This window comes from Paenibacillus sp. FSL R7-0302, from assembly GCF_038006885.1.
GTDB lineage: Bacteria > Bacillota > Bacilli > Paenibacillales > Paenibacillaceae > Paenibacillus_AQ.
The window spans coordinates 489190-506526 of record NZ_JBBOWB010000002.1; the positions used below are offsets into that span (position 1 = coordinate 489190).

Below are 17337 nucleotides of genomic sequence, written 5' to 3' on the forward strand. Positions count from 1 at the left end.
ATTCCCCTCCGTCACTTTTCCCTTAACTTAAATTATTTAGTTCAATCTATATAGTTTAAATTCAACCCCCACACTTCCCGCAAGGCCTCCCGGAACAAGGCATCAAGCTGCCCGTCCCTATTATCCGTCTTAGCACTCAGGTAGGCCGCCGCTGTCTGCTCCAGCGCTTGCAGTTGCTCCTCCAGATACTCGTTAATCACACTCAGCCGCGGTTCCAGGTCCAGCTCCTCACCCGATTTCTTCCGGGCCAGCAGTTGCTGCACAACCTGCCACAGCTCACTGTCCCTTGGAATCAGCCGGTCCACCAGCACTTCGAATGCCATCGGCGGCATCTCCCCGTACCGGCGAATCCACTCGCAGGCCAGCACCGGGCGCAGCACGTAGAAATACTTTTTGATCTTCACCTGCTCTCCCTGGAGATAATCCCGGTAGTTGCCCTTGGCCATGTTCAAGTAATGGTACATACAGGATTGCGGCGAGAAAGTATACGGCGAGATCCCTCTAAGCTGCTCTGCTACACTGAATTTCTCAGCATACTGTATTGGAGATTGCAGCCACTCCAGCAGCGGGGGGTTGGATTTACGGAACAGCTTCAGCGCTTTGCGCAGATCCCAGCCGCTAATATCCAGCATATTGTTAATGGGACGCTCTATGACATCCCGTGTATCCCAGATCGATAGGTACCACTCCGGCCGATGCACATAAATGAACCGCACATCGTAATCGCTGTCCTGCGAGGGGAAGCCCCACGCCCGGCTGCCCGATTCACAGGCATAGAGGATCGTCACTTGCTCCTCTTGTTCAATCTGCTTCAATTGCTCATGGATGAGCGTATTGATAGGGTTCATGCCATCCCTCCGTTCAAAGTCGGCTTCACTGGCCTTATCTTCCCTCATTTTGCCAAGGGTGAACAGGGTGAAAGTATGGCAGCAGGCAAAAAACCTTCCCTTTCAAGCAACTCTGGTGCTTAATAGAGGTATTAACTATTACAACTCATGAACGCGTTACAGGCTGGAGGTATACATATGGCCAAGGAAAGCTTCGATAAAGAAATTCAGTTTCTCCGTATGCTGTCACTAGCCGGGGGAGCTTACAGCAGGCAGCAATTCGCCGAGCGGCTCGGCATTTCCGTACATACCTACGACAAGACGCTGCGCAATCTCAAAGAGATGGTAACCGTCCTGCAGCAGGATCTGACTACAGAACAAAGCACCGAGCTGTCCGAATGGCTCCGCTACAATTACTATGAATCGGCCGATCCGCTGCTCCTGTTCCTGTTCCGGGCGAAATCGCTGAAGGAGACGGAGAGCATCCGGCTGACGCTGCTGTTAACCGCACTTCAGAGCGAAGAACTGACGGCCAAGGAGCTGCATGACGGCTGTTGTGACCAGATGCCTGCCGATTCGCCGCTGCCGGACGAGAAGACCATCCGGGGAGACCTGAAATACCTGGAGGAGGTCGGCGTGATTGTAAGGGTAAATGAGAAGCGTCCCTACCGGTACAAGGCAGCCAACGAACTGCTGGACCAGCTTACGGATGACGAGCTACTCGACCTGTTCGATTATGCAGATGTCATTGCCAATACGCAGATTCCGTCTGTCCAGGGTTACCTCCTGCGTGACACCTTGAAGAAGGCGCTGCGGTTACGGGGCATTCTTCCCGAAGCCACGGAGACCCACCGCTACAAATACCATTACCATTCACGGATTCTGGATGAGGCGCATCTCTATACGATCCACGGGGCGATCCAGCAGCGGCGGAGAATCAAATTCCTCTACCTGTCGCCCAAAAAAGGCATGAACTACACCTCCCAGAACACCAACCCCCTCTTCGAGCGGGAATCGGCAGGGATTACGGATAGCCTTCTTCCACTGCGTGTCGTCTATGATCATCAGTATGGGCGCTGGTATCTAATCGGCTATCACAGCCGGACCGGGATTAAGAAATTACGGATGGATGGCCTGACCCAGGTTGAAGAGGGCGAGCCTGTAGAAGAAGAGGAATTTGCGCAGAGACTTCAGCAGTTGATGCTCCAGATGGAGCACAGCTGGGTGACCGATACCAACCGTGCGGTGAAGGTCGCCGTCCGATTCTATAACCCCAGCCGGTCCGGGGCCAACTTCATCCGCGAGCGGGTCGAGGCTCAGGGCCAGTGGGGCGTGATTACAGAGGAATCCGATACGACCTTCCTGTATGAGATTACGGTGAATGAGATCTTCGAGATCAAGCCGTGGCTGCGGAGCTTCGGCTCCAGCTGCGAGATTCTGGAGCCCCGCTGGCTGCGCAAGCAGTTCATGGAGGAATGGAAGGAGATTAAGCGCTACTATGAATCCCTTTGAGAAAATATTCAACTTCCAGATCATCTCCCGCCTGGAAGAGGCCGGCTCCCTGGCGCTGACCTCGCAGGAGCGTTCCTGGCTGAAGACGATGCTGGGGCATCCGGCGGCGGCTGAAGCTTTTTCAACCGAAACCTTACGTAAACTGAATTCCCTGCTAGAGGCCGAAGCTTCTATTGAAGTAGGAGAGATTATCATCGAGAAGGCCCGCAGCAAGGAGCGTCAGGTCTATCATCCGCTGCTCCGCCCCCTGCGCCGCATCATCATGGAGAATCAGGGAATTCAGCTCACCTATGCGATCAAGCATGGCGGGGAACGGACCGACCCGTCCGGCTTCCCTCACAAGCTGGAATACAATATGTATAAGCGGGAGTGGTACTTACAGTGGTATAGCACCCGGCAGCGCTCGCTCATGTCCACGAAGCTGCGGAACATCGTATCGGTAGAGACTGCTCCGGTCCCCGCCCACCGGATAGACGGGTTGAAGGCCCGGATCGCCCGTCTACTGGACGGTCTGAAGGAATCCGCCTGCATTCAGGTCATTCCTGTCTACAATGCCGAGCTGTCGCGGATCTTGTCCACCTTCTCCTGCTTCGATAAGTCCGTGGCCTTCGATGAAGCTACCGGGATCTACCGCATCACCGTCCACTACATGAGGGACGACAGCGAGTTCCTGCTCTCCCGCATCCGCTTCCTGGGCCTGCGCGTGAAAATCACCCAGGGCGAGCAATTGAAGCAGCGTATGCTGAAGTCGGCGGAGATGGCGGTGGGAAGGTATGGGGAGGAATAATTAAACGAGGAAATAGAAGATCCCGGCAAGATTTATTTTCAACTCGATTGAATGATTTCATCCAGCAGCTTCCGGATCTTCTGCTCCTCTAAGCTTTCATTGGTTGCAAATCTTTTCAGCTTCAGACCGTAGGTTTTAAATATATGATCTTTCATCTTATCCTTTTCTATTTGTTCAGGTTTATTTTCATGAAACGCAAATCCATCCACCTCAATAGCCAGTGCTGCTGTCATATCCAGTTTATGATAAATGACAAAATCAACAGACGCCCGATTTTTGATATACTGCCGTTCCTGATCTGTCAATTTATTTACACTTCTAAGCAAATTCTTAAGAAGAATCTGATTTCCAAGTGTAAATCCGCTATAAGCCGGTTCTTGTAACAGCTCTGTAAGCAATGCCTCCATTAAATTTTCTGATTGGAACCTGGATCTTGTAAAATGTTTAGCTCGTTCTCTAAATGCATGAAGCTTGACTGCGTATTCCGTATACATCAGATCAAATATAGAAACAATTTCGCTCTCAACCACATTCTCATCAAGTGTGCTATATTCCATATACCGCGTGAGGTCGCTGATTTCGTTGCCATATTTCCGAAAAAGAGCATGATCCGTTACAAGAATGAACTTCTGTTGCGCACGAGAGACAGCTACGTTAATCATGCATGGATTATTCACAAATTTCATACCAGTTTTGCCGGAACGGGTCTGATCCAGCACGGTCGACATAATCATAATCGGCTTCTCACGACCTTGATACTTATGTATCGTGTCGCTCTCAATATCATCAGTGAACTGTCCGGCTGCCTTCTCCACCTGTTTCCTGTATGGTGTAACGAAGCCAATATCCGCATGCCCGGCTGCCACTTCCTCCAAACCCGCAAGAATCTCCCTTTCAATGACATCCAGTTCACGTTGGTTGAACTTTCCCTTGCCTTCTCCCCGAGTAACCTCACGCAAGTGATTGCCAGGTGAAGTCCTGTAAATCAGTAATGGCAGATCCGCCTCTTCTTCAGCCGTGAAAGTGATGAGATCACCGTATAGGGCAAGCATAGATGACAGTAGACTATGTTTAAAATAATTAAAAGCTTCGTCCACACCAGCTGATGCTGTATCTCCAACCAATTGCTGAATCTCCATCGTCACAATTTGTGGCAATTGCTTTGTGTCACCCACAATGATTGCCCGCTTACAGCAGGACAGAGCAAGTGCGCCTGTGATCAGATCCACTTGAGAGGCTTCGTCAATGATGACATAGTCGAATAACTCATTCTCTGGAATACAGTTACGTAAAGAATGAGTCGTGCTCAGGATAATGGGATAATAGTTAATGAATGATTTAAATTTCATGCTCTGCCGATAATCGTCTACACCACATTTAACGCCTGGAAGATTAAGATATTTCTTATGCAGTCTATGACGAAAAAGCTGCGCAGAGCACTGCTGATGTTCATCCAACAAGGACACATACATTGCAGCATAAAGCTCTTGTTCGATATGTTTGATACGGTTCGAGAGCTCTTCAATTCGCAGAGAATAGAACTTCCGCTGAACATTCAGGATTACATCCACACCCTGTTCCCGCAAGTATTTGAAGTCGGTAAACCCATGTTTAAAAAACAGCTTAAACCTGTACAGTAAGCCCGCTTCTTTTCCCTTCCTCACTGCAAGATGGCTATCCTTCATGAATTCTAGCATCCGCTCTGGTGTCTCCCGGTAAAATGAAAGTTTATCCAGAGATTCAATCTCCTGATCAGCATAATAATTCTCAAAATGCTTTTGCTCCAGTACATACGCAGATAACTGCTGCCTCAATCTCGCCTTCTCTACATCTAACTCCATCAGTCGGTTAATATGGCCATCCAGCTCTTGCACTCTAGACAGAAGCTCTTTTTCCGGTATCTCACTGTCCCACCCCGCAACCTCCGCAGTAGGCAGATTAGCAAAAAAATGCTTTTTGTTCTTTGTATTCCCCAACGATGCTACCAGAAAAGAGTATCCCGCTGCCTCCAGCTTATCTCGTACATTCTGCACTGCCGCATTATTCCCTGACACCACTGCCACTTTCTTCTGCTGCATGACCGCCAAATTAGCTAATATATTGAGAATCGTCTGGGTTTTGCCTGTACCCGGAGGCCCTTCAATGATACTAATTTTACTGCGTAGCGCTTGGTCTAATGCTGTTTTTTGACTTAGGTTGTAGCGAAAGGGAAAGATCGGCTGCATTTCAGTAGAAACATCAATACTCTCAGGAGAGCCATTAACATAATGGCTCAATACACTCTTTGGATGCACAAAGTTGAGCTTGGCGAACTGCTTTTTCAGAAAATCTTTCGTTTCCGACTGCTCTTCTGAGCTTCTGAGATGAAGCGAGATGGAACGCCAATACTCCATGACTTGTAGTGCATCAGAGGTCTTAACGCCGCTGTTCTCGATTCTGACATTCTGTGATTCATACACCCGTTTGGTTCCATTATTAAAAAAGACGCAGATTCTAAGCCCAAAATCTAGCACTTTCATTACATTATTCAAAGGATTCTCCTGATGAAATATCACCTGCTCTTTAGTAATTGCTATAGCAGCAGGATTACTGAGGATTATTACATCACTTGCAAGAAAGTTATAGAGAGTTGGGTAATTGTGAAACGTCACTTGTATATTGGTACCGCATGGTGAATATGAAGCGATATCTGCAGTGCGATCCTTTTGTCTGACTAATATTAAATATTTATCTTCGTCCATGGCACTTCCTCATAATGGAGTATTTGAGTTTGATATGTAGGAAATTCTTTAGATTGTAACGATATTCCTTCAATGGAATTAAAATAATCGAATAAAACAAAAAAGACACCTTTCACGGTGTCCAAAGAAAACTACCCCTCAACTAAAACCTCGATCATCATCGCCGTCCCGGTCTTGAACCCGGATACAAATGCAGCCGCCATATCCATTCCCTGCACCTGTGAATACAGATCCAATAATGCCTCCAGCTCCGCGAACTCATCCGGTGACAGCCTCCGTCTCCAAGTCTCAAGAGAATCGGTAATCTGCCTGTTGAGAGGGCGGTAGTCAGGGTCTTTGGAGACAATATCCTCATTCGGGAATAAACTTCCATGATAAAGCGATTCTAGAATGTTTGGCATTGGGACTCCTCTCTAAAACATTTAAGGGAATATACGCTTATACGTACCAACCATGAGTTTATTATACGGTACGCTTATGCGTATAGTCAATGCAAATATTTCAGGATAAGTGAGGGATTCCAATGGGAAAGAGAATAGTAGTGAAAATAGCCGAGTTAACCAAAAAGCATAAAATTTCTATGCGGGAGTTGTCCAGACTTTCTGATGTTCGCCATGCCGCCTTAAGCGAGTTAGCCAATGGAAAGAGAGAAAGCATTAGCTTCAGTCATATCGTTAGAATCGCAGATGCTTTGAACATTGAGGATATACGAGAAATAATTGATTTAGCTGATGACTTTGAAAAAGATTGATATATTTCCTGATAGAGCTTCAACCATCTCAGTTGCATACAAAGAATTTTACTTTAATCATCAAAAAGCCCCACCCTGTAACCAAAATGAGGCTAACAAACTAGACTAAGCTTAGGAATAAATAGGGAACCAGTAAGAACGGGTACAGAACCCATATCTATTTTGCGGTATATATAAATATAACCAGATATTAACAATAAATTTATTTAGAATCTTTTCCCCGGGTGCCCTTTCCACACTTCAACATATGGGGATGCTTCGACAATACGAAAACGTATACATTCAGCTGAAGAGCCTATGTGAACGGATGGTACAATAATTAGAAATTGCACATCATTTGGTAATGTGAAAGGAGTGTATTGTCCACTGTTTATTACCTTACATTCTCGTCCTCGATAGTCTAAATAAGTACTAACCTTTCTGTTATATTGATCTAATGACTTACTTTTAAAGTTTGAGATAGATGGGTACAATCCATAAACTTCAAACTTGTTTATAATATCATAGATTGAATCACAACAGGAAACTATCTCTTCAACGCTCGGAAAGTCCACTCTATTGTGCTTTATGCGATTCCTAATGCTAGACACTTGATTTCTTTCAAGTACTGAAGTCGTATCCTTTAGAAGCCTTATAATATCTTGAATATCCTCTGAGTTCATGTTCAGCACATGTATATTGTATTTAAATGGGAATTCTACAAGTTCAGAGTTTCTTGAATAATGCGGAAGTTCTTCTGAAGGCTTAATGTATTTATCTTTTTCTAATGTTACTTTCTCACATAGTTTCGCAAGTATACCGAATCCAGTAATCAAAGGAAACAATGTATTTTTGCCTTTATTATTTAACTCTAATCTTTCATTATCACCAAATATTGATCCATTCAATTGCTTTACCATAACATCTAAACCATCCAAATAACTATAGCAAAATCTAGTTTTAGAAAAATGATCCGAAAATAATATCCATGAAGTAAAAGCAAGAGTATTCTCAAGAACTTCTTCTAAAGAAACAAAAAAATTGACTGCTTCACTACGAATTATTTCTTTATCATTTTCGCTTCTAGCAAAAACACTCGACGCTACTTCTTTAAATTTTTTATATCTTGCCCAGAAAGTTATCTGATTCTTTGGATAAGACATTTGGTTCAATCCAAATTTCCATAGTATTTTCTTAATGATTCTTTCATCTTCATCTTCATTACTTGGGTAATAAAAGTAACCAAATTTAAGGTAGGAAAAACACTTTTGAGTATGCTCCTTTGAGTCTAAAAATAGATCTTTTACTATAAAACTAGGATCTTTTTCAATTAGGTATCTATTAAGTTTAATCTCCAGATTATTTCCCTTAATGCTTCTCAATTTCCACTCAAGTATAGATTGTTCATCTTTATATATATCTTTTATTAAATATCTCATCCTTGAAAAGGCTATCTGGTTTCTATTACTTGTGTCGATAGATCTTATTCCTTTATCAGAGCATTGACATGTTAAATCAAGCCATCCATAAGTTGTTCTTCTAGGAAAAGAATCTCTTATTTCCGTAGGAGGAATAATTATAGCATTATTTTCAATTAAGAACTCAATAGTTTCTGCTACTTCTTTATCCTTTAAAAGTAATATTAACTGTAAACATTCACTTTTGGATAATGTGGATACTATTTTCTCGTTAGAATTACGCCATCTTTCACTAGCTATTTGATTTTTTGACAGCTTATCTCTAATTTTTTTTGAATATTTATTAAATAATTCATTTAAGATTATTTTCAATTCAGTTTCATGAAATGAATTAGCCAGCAGCCATGGTAGGTCTTCAAGGTGCATATCTTCATGGTAACTAATTATTTTTCTAAACAACTTTTTTAAATTACTAGATCTGGATTCTTGAAGTTCCCCCTCCAAACTTATTAATTTTTCATAAAGAAAATCAATTGCCTTCGATAAATAACAAGTACCACTTGATAGTTTTACTACATGAACACTATTACAAGTTGGGTCTGCACAATACCATAATGGAGCAGATATATTCGGAGGAAGGATTCGTTCTTGATCAGAAAACAGGAACCCAAAAGGACCTACCAGAAAATTCTTTATTTGAAAGACACCCATAGAAGTATTTTTCAATAAGTCAAATGTCTCTCTGTAATCTAGCTTTTCAGGTTTATCTGAGTAAGTCTCGTTAAACTTTGAATATAACTCCGTATCAAAAAGCCATGGAAACATCATTTTTCTTTCATAAATATCACTCTCAATAACCCTGAAAATATTATTAATGTTAGTACTATTTAAATCTATTAGAGTACCGTTATGATAACATATTACTAAAAGAGCAAGTTTTATCTCTTCATCTGTTATATCTCGAAATTCATTTGCTATGATGCTTCTCCATTTCTCCCCATATTCTGTTAATGAAACAAATTGATTAATTTCTTTACTTGGTCTGTAATCTTGTAAATAAATACAATTTTTCAAAAAGAGCGACAATGCTTGAAAGTCATCGAAATTTAAATCATTTATAAATAAAATTTCCCCATTCTCATCTTCATCTATTATAGTATCTAGGTTCATATCGGCTACACCCCACTAAAATCTGTTTAAAGATACAATAGCAAATAATGTAAAACAAGTATAGTGCGTTGTCGAATATACTCGATAGTATTTGTAATAAAATCCAACGTCAAGTAGCCCACACACCTTAATAGCAAGATGAGGGCTGTTATTTAAAAGCCATTGTTCGTGTCTATTGCTTCCATAATATTTAGATCAAAGAGTTAAATTCTTGCATGACAGTCGTACGATCCTGTCTCATAAACGAAAGATCCAGAATATTACATAGAATAGAGGTGTCGATAATATGAGCATGCATATGTCTACACCTCCAGCCAACTTAGATCTGTATGATCTTCAGCAGGCTTCTTCAACGCCTTCACTAATTCATCCCTGACAGTCAGATCGCCCAGATTACCTTTTGACAACAGAACCGGTAAGGATTCCATATCAGGCAAGGAATAGAATTTACTTGATCCGTCCTCAGGATCTCTGTAACACAAGACAACCCCGAACAATTCTTCTTTGGACAGAGCATTCAGTAAGGTCGGATTATGTGTTGTAATGATGACATCTGTCTGTCACTCTTTGGTTAATCTCGATATCGTTTGGATCAGGCTCTTCATTCGGCTGGGGTGGATTCCGTTATCCACCTCTTCAATCACAATCATAGTATCAGGGTCCTCTGTGATAAGTGCAGCGAGAATAGCTACATATCTGAGCGTACCGTCCGAGAGACGCTTGGCCTCCACGAATTCCGAGCGTTCACCATACTTCTCCTTCAGACAGAACATCACATCGCCAATGGAAGTCTCTATGAACCCAATATCCAGAATTTCATTCTCCGGCAGATCCTTTAAGGCGTTCAGCAGCTCTTGCTTGACCCCTTTATCCTTGCACAATTCATAAATTACTGAAGAAATATTATCCGCTGTAGGTCTTAGCTCATGGTCACTCATCCTTGAATAATCTCTCATACGGACAGGTACGGGATCTAAGAAAAGGATCTTCCCCAGACGTTCCAGAACCAGGTTTATATAAGACACGTTCTTCTTGTTATTATCCGTAGTTGTAGGCATCTTGGACGATAGCTGCGATAGTACAGAAACAGAACGAATGCAGGTTACCTCGGGATTTCTCCCCTTACGTCCATTGTTATATTCTACGTTAATATCGCTATAATCATCTGGTGTGTCTTTAGTCTGAAAAACGGTCACCGGTTTGGCGCCGCTAGAGGATAGCTTCAACAAATGCTCGGCAAGCACAAAAACACGATTGCTCACTTTGATCGTTATTGAATACTCCAGGTCGTACTCTTCATCAATATCCACCAGACACCCTAGTGTAAATGTATCCGTCCCAATTCTAGGACAGCCTACACTTCCGCCTCTGATTTCGCTATCCACATTCTTAGAGCCATCCAGAATAATGGACAGCTCTCTTCCTGAGGAGATTTCAGAGAGTATCTTCATCCCTTCAATCGCATTGGTTTTACCGCCAGCATTAGTACCTATAATGGAGGTTAATTTCTCAATTTCTAAGATAGATGAATCGAAGCTCTTAAAGCTCTGGAACGAAAAATTCTTCAGCATCTTCACCACTCCTCTCACATGGAGTATTACCCGTATACCTTTCATTATAGCAAATAATGATCATAGTAATACTCACTAGTGAGATGCACAGTGACACCTCTCCCATAGGCCCAAAGGCGAGAGAAAAAAGACGGCCCGTTCCTCTGCTGGTGGAGAGATTGCCTTGAATGGTGAACCTCTGCTCGAAGTCCCGGACGCCATAAAATTGTGGACCGCTGCTCCAGGGGCAGACGTTGCCGTTGGTACAGGCATCATAGAAAATATCGTTATTATGCACCCATTTTATTGTACTCAAAACGTACAAGCGGAACAGCTATTTTCATATGGCATGAATATTAAATTTGATTTAGGTGGCATGTAAGGATATAATACGTTTAAACAATTAAACATTATAACGGAGTGAGCCATGAGCGAGCCGATAGGTAATCAACAAGTCATTGATATTTTCGAGAATCTAAGCCCTTATCTTCAAGGTCTGGGAGATCCCGTTCGCCAGCGAATCATATCGCTGCTCATTGACCGAGACAGCATGAACGTATCACAGATTGCAGAGCATGTTCCCATGTCACGCCCTACAGTCTCTCATCACCTGAAAATATTGCGCCAATCCGGGCTGCTGTCGGTTCAGAAAAAAGGGACTGAGATGTATTACAAACTGGAGTTCAACGATGCTATTGAATTGCTCAAACAGCTCGTTCATCTCGTAGAAGTGGAATGTCAGAGCTAGCGCACGCCGCGCTGGTGAACCGCATTCCTTTTCTTCACAGTATTATGTTCAATAGTTTAAACATATAAGTACATAAACCTATAAACGGAGGTTAACAAATGAATAGAAAAAAGGTTCTCATCGCTGGAGGCTATGGTGCTGTAGGGGTACAGATTGCCCGCATTTTACATGACAGGCACCCTGATCTGGAGTTAGTGCTTGGCGGTCGTTCTGCTGGCAAAGCAGCTCCTTTCCCATCGGACCGGGTGCACACGGTTGTTGTTGATACCCAGGCAGTCGATCCGCTGATTCACGCAGGAGAAAATATAACTTTAATCATTAGTGCGGTGAACGATCTGGATGACCGACTACTGGTATCAGCAGTACGAAGAAAAATTCCACTCATTGATGTCACACGCTGGACAGAAGTTTTTCAGCAAGCGATCCGCACAATAGATCAGGAAGAGCTTCATGCCCCCGTGATTCTCTCTTCCGGATGGATGGCGGGAACGGCCTCCCTGTTTGCAATGATGCTCTCGAAATCGCTTCAGAACGTTGAAGTTAACATCCATGCCTTGTACTCCCTGCGGGATAAGGCCGGCCCGGATTCAGCAGCCTTCATGGACCGGATGAGCATTCCTTTTCATATCACTCAATCCAATACGAGCCGGCTTGTCTATCCCATGACGGACCCGGTGAAAATACAGTTTCCAAATGGATACGCGACGCACTGTTACAGACTGGATACTCCTGATCATGTCACCTTGCCCCGTACCCATCATATCGATTCTGCCAGCTTTCGCATCTCCTTCGATCATAAGGTTTCCACTTATGCACTCGCAGGACTGGTCAAAACCGGAATATGGAAGATGATTAGTGGGGATCGATTCAAGCCTTTCAGACGGAAATTATTGTACAATCCGGGAACCGGGAGCGCTCATCACCTGGTGATTCTATTGAAAGGCATGGATGCGAAGGGTAACGTAGTGGAACGCAGGATGACTGTCTCCGATCCACTCGGTCAGACCCATATGACTGCACTTGGCGCTGCGGTGCAGGCCGAAAATTTACTGCTGATGATGTCTACGGATGAGCCTATGGCTCCAGGCATCTATTATCCTGAGCACTTGTTCGATCACCGCATGGACATGGATGCAGTCACTCACTTTTTCACACAATACGGTGTTCAAGTATCTTATTCCTGATCAAGCACTATACTACCAGTACGCCGCCAGAAAGAACGGTCATGATTCATGCGGTGAATATGGTACAGTTCATGAATCATGACACAATCCATCACTTCCAGTGATGCCATCGCCAAGCGATAATGGGGTTGGTAGTTATATTATTCCACCATCAAATAATACAAATTAGCAGTACTATCCTTCGTAATCGTATGCGTACCTGCCGCAAGGGAGATAGTGGCCACACCGTTCGTTATGGGATAGCTTGTCCCATCGACTTTGATTTTGGTCCCCTCTGAATTGAACACCAGTGTTAGCGTTGAGGCCTTAGCTGCGGTGAACTGGACGCTGGTGGCGCTCTCGATTTTCAGACATTGCGTTAAGGTCAGGCCGTTATAGACTACCGTTCCTTTGCTGGTGGAGAGATTACCCTGAATAGTGAAAAAGCTGCTCGATGTTCCTGACGCTGTAAAATTGTGAACCGCTGCTCCAGGGGCTGGTGTTGACGTAGGTGCTGCTGTCGGCACGGGAGTTGTTGTCGGCACCGGAGTCGCTGTTGGCGCCGGTGTCACTGTCGGCACTGGCGTCGCCGATGGAGCCGGGGTCGGTCCTACGGGGCCGGAATTGCCTCCCACAGATACCAGCCCCGAGGTGTAGCTGCGGATGGCAGACATTAACGGCGCATTGAGGGCATAGGATGCGTCGTCCACGGAGTTGTTGAACGTCCAACTGAAATCGCCGCCCCCTTGGCGTCCGGCTCCCGCTGTAACTTTCTGTTGTACTACGCTTACGTTATCGACAGCTGCTACGCTGACACCTGTATCCACCAGCGTATCGAAGTTGTTATATGCTGTTCCGCCGACAAGTGCTTTGTACGAGCCGGGAACGGCTTCGCTTCTCGATGAGGCCAGGTAAGCATCGTGTGAAGCTGCGTTTGCCGGAGCTGTTCCGCTGCTGGAGTTCGCATAGATCAGACTGGCCGCACCTGTGATACTGTTGTTGTAGGCTTTGATCATCCCGCCGTTCTCCCCGGAGAACGTGCCTTCGCCCAGAGCATCTGTGCCTTGCAGGGAGCTTAGCATCGGGTTCTTGGTATTCCTGAACACATTTCCTTCCACGAAGGCCGAAGCGCCGGTAGTTACGCCCACACCATATTTGGATACGCCGTCATAGAAGTTATTATACACATGGACCGAAGCTACTCTGATCCGCGGGTGACGGGAGTCGGAGTGGTCGAACCAGTTATGATGGAAGGTCACGAAGAATTCTGCGGATTCGCTAAGTCCGACCAGTGATGCTTTTCCGGAATCAAAATAGTGGTTGTACGAGATAGTGATATACGTTGATCCCTTCTTGAGGTCCGTAGAACCGTCCCCCTTGGCCTGGTCGGCATCACTTCCCGCTGATCCATAGAAAATATCGTTATTATGCACCCACACATTCGCGTTGCCTGTATCCATGGAAATGCCGTCATCCGGGAACAACATTACGCCCAGGTTCCTTACCTCTACATTCCCGGTATACCTGAGCAGCATTCCCCAGCCGTAGGCAGTCGCATCTTTCCCTATTCCTTCGAGGGTAATGTTCATTTCCGTATAATTATTTTTGCCTTTGAGCTCAAGATACCCGCTGCTGTTCAGCTGTCCGCTGAGGTCGGCGGCTGTCACCTTTCCGATGAACCGGATGGCAAGCGGGGTGGTATCATAGCCTTTTTGCCGAAGAGTAAGAATGCCGCCAAGACCAACTCCCGTCTGCACTGTACCCGAACTGCTGACAACAACGGGAAGTGTTACGGTCTGCGCATTCTGAGAGGTGACATACAGCACCTGTGCCCCGCTCTTCAGCGTTCCATTGTCATTATAAGCACCAGAGCCTGTACCATAAGGTGAAGCTGTGGAAAAAGCAAACCCTGACCGGTCATAAGGCGCAGCGGCCAGCGTACCCGTCACTGCATTTGCTGTTCCCCCGCCTGACAGCACGGCTTCCACCTTCATCACATAGCTTCCGGCCGCAAGGCCTACGGCATCTGCTCTCCAGTAAGAGGCATATTTGCGGATCAGTTCATTATGAAGCTGCTGATACTGGGAATCTGCGGCGCTTGCCGCTTTGATGAATACCTTATATCCCGATGCATTACTGACAGGTGACCACTCCACGTAGGCAGCTTCATTTCCGCCTCCACTGCCTGTTACCGTAAGCCCTGCAGCATGTACTACTGCAGTCCCCCACCCGCTGAATAACAGAGTGAGTCCAAGAGAAAACAACAATCCTATACTGGTTACCTTCGCAACGATTCTATTCATTGATTTGCCTCCCGATTTAAATTTGTTGCAGAATACAGTTGTAACCGCTTGCAATAACCTGTGGAATTTCGGTGTCTGCCCTCCTCTTGTACCGGGTGATCCGAACCCTTGAAGTAGACGGAAATGAACCTGTCGGATACCCCGAGCATAGCAGAAGCCGAATTAGTGCTGAAACAATCATTTGCTCATATCACCTCCGATTATGCGCTATTATGAGAAAATGATTATTTTGCAGCGAAATGATACCTGCATACAAAAAGACACCCGTCCGGGGTGCCTTGAACTGACGCTTCTTCATCAATAATGGAAAGCTCACTGAAACTTCGTATTGACGCGGATCTGGCCGCTTTTACTTTTGACCGCAGCCTTCTCCGGCTCTGGGCTCAAGCTCTGGCCGATGTCGGTAGCGTTCTTCTTGAAGGTCTCGGTCACCGTCTGAATAACTTCCCCTACATTGTGTGCCGATTCAAAGATCGGATCGATGGTCTTGATCTTCCCCTTCACATCCCGGGTGACCTGATTCGCCGTGTGAATGAGCTGAGTCGCCTCTCCCGTTAATCCATGAATCGCATTCCTCACCTCGCCCAGCGTCCTGTTGGTCTCGCCGAGTGTGGTCATTCCCTTGCGCAGCGTAAGGATGACAAATGCTACCAGACAGACAAAAGCAACCGCAGCCAAAGCAACACTAAGCTGAATTAACATATGCAACGCCTCCTGTAGTACCACTCTATGTCCAACTTACAGACATCATTCCTGCATGTTGCGGCTACAGCCCGCTTTTGCCACCTTTGAAGGAAGATAATTTGTCAATTAGCTTGTCCTTATAGATTAATCCGAAGATAAAGGCCAGGACGGAGATAGCGGAGATGACGATGGTGGGTCCATAATTCTTGTGGTAGATATTAGCCCCAATGCTTACGGAGGCCAGCAGCCACGGAAATCTGGCGATGAGCAGGATCATAAAGAATCTTAGGGGCTTCATCGTCGTCAAACCCGCTGCATAGATGAACATATCCTTGGGAAGTCCGGGAATGATAAAGATAATAAACAGGAAAACCGAGAATTTGTTATTATCCATCATCCCCCGCATCCACTTGAACTTCTCCCTTTGCAGCAAGCCTTCAATGAATGATCCGCCCAGGAATCTGGTGAAGTAAAAAGCGATCATCGCCCCCAGCAGCATTCCCCCGGTAACGAAGACCGCACCTAACGTGGTGCCATAGATGTATCCCCCGGCAATTTGAACGACCTCCCCCGGTATGGGGGCGATCACCGTCTGGAGAATCTGGAAGAGCACCAGCATAACCGGCCCTAACTTCCCCGTAGAGAGGATATAATCGCGGAAGCCGTCCAGCGACATCGTCAGCCGCAGAAGCTGCGGCAGGTATCTGATGAATACGATCGTGGTCACAAGGCCTACGCAAGCGAGGAGAACCTTGCTGACCCGCTTTTTTTGTAATAACCAATCCATTTACGAATCCCTCTCTTCACTGGCTTATGATATCTCCAGCTTAGGTGAATATTCTTAAGATCCGGGCATGGAATTCCTTAAGAATTCTTAAGTCGCCTGTCATCCGGTGGTTTAAGCGCTATGGACAATCTATAATGTAAGCACGACGAGTGCCCGGGAAAGGAGGGGGATGGAGGAATGATGAATCCTGCGAAGACCATACTTATAGCCGACGACAACCACGAGATCCGGGAGATTGTCCGGGTGCTGCTGGAGAGTGAGCAATACCATGTCATTGAAGCTGTTGACGGTGAAGATGCCGTGAATAAAGTAGACGATACCATTGACCTGATCATTCTGGACATGATGATGCCCCGGAAGTCGGGAATTAAGGCCTGCGTGGAGATTCGTGAGCTGACCAGCGCGCCTATCTTATTTTTGACAGCTAAGACCCAGGATTCTGACAAAACCTTGGCCTTCTCGGCCGGAAGTGACGATTACCTGTCCAAGCCCTTCTCCTACACCGAACTGGTGTCGCGGGTGAAAGCCTTACTTAGGCGGTATTATGTATATAAAGGCAAAGAGGATACCTCCGCCCCCTCAGATGTGATTACCTTCAACGGGCTAAGCATTAATCCTGCTGTCAACGAGGTAATGATGAACGGGAAGGAGCTGACCCTGACCGAAATTGAGTACAAGCTGCTGGCGCTGATGGCCGGCAACCGCAATAAAATTTTCTCGGCGCAGAATCTGTATGAGAGTGTGTGGGGCGAGCCTTACTTCTACAGCTGCAACAATACGGTGATGGTTCATATCCGCAACCTGCGGATGAAGCTGGAGAAGGACCCGCAGAATCCCAAGTTCATCAAAACCGTCTGGGGAAAGGGGTACCGGATTGAATAACAAGCTGCGGTGGAGCAGGCTGAAACTGAAATTAA

The 17337-nt window shown here is 45.6% G+C and carries 16 protein-coding genes and 1 pseudogene; 7 read left to right on the forward strand and 10 right to left on the reverse strand.

The window, feature by feature from the left end; all coding sequences use genetic code 11:
* Positions 1 to 41 precede the first annotated feature (41 nt).
* Positions 42 to 848 (reverse strand): nucleotidyltransferase domain-containing protein, encoded by an 807-nt coding sequence (locus MKY96_RS27740; RefSeq protein ID WP_340945513.1) that lies wholly within the window; start codon positions 846 to 848, stop codon positions 42 to 44.
* Between the two features lie 177 nt (positions 849 to 1025).
* Between MKY96_RS27740 and MKY96_RS27745 the strand changes: the two genes are divergently transcribed.
* Together MKY96_RS27745 and MKY96_RS27750 are read left to right on the forward strand one after the other, a co-directional pair.
* Positions 1026 to 2339, forward strand: coding sequence for a helix-turn-helix transcriptional regulator (locus MKY96_RS27745; protein ID WP_340945515.1), 1314 nt, complete (start codon positions 1026 to 1028; stop codon positions 2337 to 2339).
* Positions 2326 to 3126 carry a WYL domain-containing protein gene (locus MKY96_RS27750; RefSeq protein WP_340945517.1) on the forward strand — a complete coding sequence of 267 codons (801 nt, stop codon included), beginning with the start codon at positions 2326 to 2328 and terminating at the stop codon, positions 3124 to 3126. The genes MKY96_RS27745 and MKY96_RS27750 overlap by 14 nt, the downstream gene beginning before the upstream one ends.
* Before the next feature lie 38 nt (positions 3127 to 3164).
* On the opposite strand, the gene MKY96_RS27755 is transcribed toward MKY96_RS27750, so the two are convergent.
* Positions 3165 to 5867 carry an AAA domain-containing protein gene (locus MKY96_RS27755; protein WP_340945520.1) on the reverse strand — a complete coding sequence of 901 codons (2703 nt, stop codon included), beginning with the start codon at positions 5865 to 5867 and terminating at the stop codon, positions 3165 to 3167.
* A gap of 131 nt (positions 5868 to 5998) precedes the next feature.
* Positions 5999 to 6268: a DUF6809 family protein gene (locus MKY96_RS27760; protein ID WP_340945522.1), complete on the reverse strand. Its 270-nt coding sequence runs from the start codon at positions 6266 to 6268 to the stop codon at positions 5999 to 6001.
* Positions 6269 to 6390: 122 nt separating this feature from the next.
* Here MKY96_RS27760 and MKY96_RS27765 point away from each other — a divergent pair, with 122 nt between their 5' ends.
* A complete protein-coding gene (locus MKY96_RS27765; RefSeq protein WP_340945524.1) occupies positions 6391 to 6618 on the forward strand; it encodes a helix-turn-helix domain-containing protein in 228 nt (75 codons plus the stop codon).
* A 206-nt stretch (positions 6619 to 6824) separates the two neighbouring features.
* On the opposite strand, the gene MKY96_RS27770 is transcribed toward MKY96_RS27765, so the two are convergent.
* The 3 genes from MKY96_RS27770 to MKY96_RS27780 all read right to left on the reverse strand — a co-directional run bounded on the left by MKY96_RS27770 (position 6825) and on the right by MKY96_RS27780 (position 10756).
* Positions 6825 to 9185 (reverse strand): hypothetical protein, encoded by a 2361-nt coding sequence (locus MKY96_RS27770; protein ID WP_340945525.1) that lies wholly within the window; start codon positions 9183 to 9185, stop codon positions 6825 to 6827.
* Positions 9186 to 9487: 302 nt separating this feature from the next.
* Positions 9488 to 9613, reverse strand: coding sequence for a hypothetical protein (locus MKY96_RS27775; protein ID WP_340945526.1), 126 nt, complete (start codon positions 9611 to 9613; stop codon positions 9488 to 9490).
* Between the two features lie 132 nt (positions 9614 to 9745).
* Positions 9746 to 10756: an AAA family ATPase gene (locus MKY96_RS27780; protein WP_340945527.1), complete on the reverse strand. Its 1011-nt coding sequence runs from the start codon at positions 10754 to 10756 to the stop codon at positions 9746 to 9748.
* 163 nt (positions 10757 to 10919) lie between these two features.
* On the opposite strand from MKY96_RS27780, the gene MKY96_RS27785 reads away from it, so the two are divergent.
* From MKY96_RS27785 to MKY96_RS27795, 3 genes are all read left to right on the forward strand, one after another.
* On the forward strand, positions 10920 to 11117 hold the full coding sequence (locus MKY96_RS27785; RefSeq protein WP_340945531.1) for a hypothetical protein: 198 nt from the start codon (positions 10920 to 10922) through the stop codon (positions 11115 to 11117).
* Positions 11118 to 11162: 45 nt separating this feature from the next.
* On the forward strand, positions 11163 to 11483 hold the full coding sequence (locus MKY96_RS27790; protein WP_340945537.1) for an ArsR/SmtB family transcription factor: 321 nt from the start codon (positions 11163 to 11165) through the stop codon (positions 11481 to 11483).
* Positions 11484 to 11581: 98 nt separating this feature from the next.
* Positions 11582 to 12667 carry a saccharopine dehydrogenase gene (locus MKY96_RS27795; protein ID WP_340945540.1) on the forward strand — a complete coding sequence of 362 codons (1086 nt, stop codon included), beginning with the start codon at positions 11582 to 11584 and terminating at the stop codon, positions 12665 to 12667.
* Here the strand turns inward: MKY96_RS27795 and MKY96_RS27800 are convergent.
* The 4 genes and pseudogenes from MKY96_RS27800 to MKY96_RS27815 form a co-directional block, all read right to left on the reverse strand.
* Positions 12658 to 12792, reverse strand: a pseudogene (locus MKY96_RS27800) (YgjP-like metallopeptidase domain-containing protein); the annotation flags it as partial. The gene MKY96_RS27795 and the pseudogene MKY96_RS27800 overlap by 10 nt on opposite strands.
* 15 nt (positions 12793 to 12807) lie before the next feature.
* Complete coding sequence (locus tag MKY96_RS27805; protein WP_340945541.1) at positions 12808 to 14949, reverse strand: pectate lyase family protein; 2142 nt, start codon at positions 14947 to 14949, stop codon at positions 12808 to 12810.
* Between the two features lie 312 nt (positions 14950 to 15261).
* On the reverse strand, positions 15262 to 15651 hold the full coding sequence (locus MKY96_RS27810) for a DUF948 domain-containing protein (RefSeq protein WP_340945543.1): 390 nt from the start codon (positions 15649 to 15651) through the stop codon (positions 15262 to 15264).
* A 64-nt stretch (positions 15652 to 15715) separates the two neighbouring features.
* Positions 15716 to 16420, reverse strand: coding sequence for a TVP38/TMEM64 family protein (locus MKY96_RS27815; protein WP_340945546.1), 705 nt, complete (start codon positions 16418 to 16420; stop codon positions 15716 to 15718).
* Positions 16421 to 16597: 177 nt separating this feature from the next.
* On the opposite strand from MKY96_RS27815, the gene MKY96_RS27820 reads away from it, so the two are divergent.
* Positions 16598 to 17302: a response regulator transcription factor gene (locus MKY96_RS27820; protein ID WP_340945549.1), complete on the forward strand. Its 705-nt coding sequence runs from the start codon at positions 16598 to 16600 to the stop codon at positions 17300 to 17302.
* Positions 17303 to 17337 lie beyond the last annotated feature (35 nt).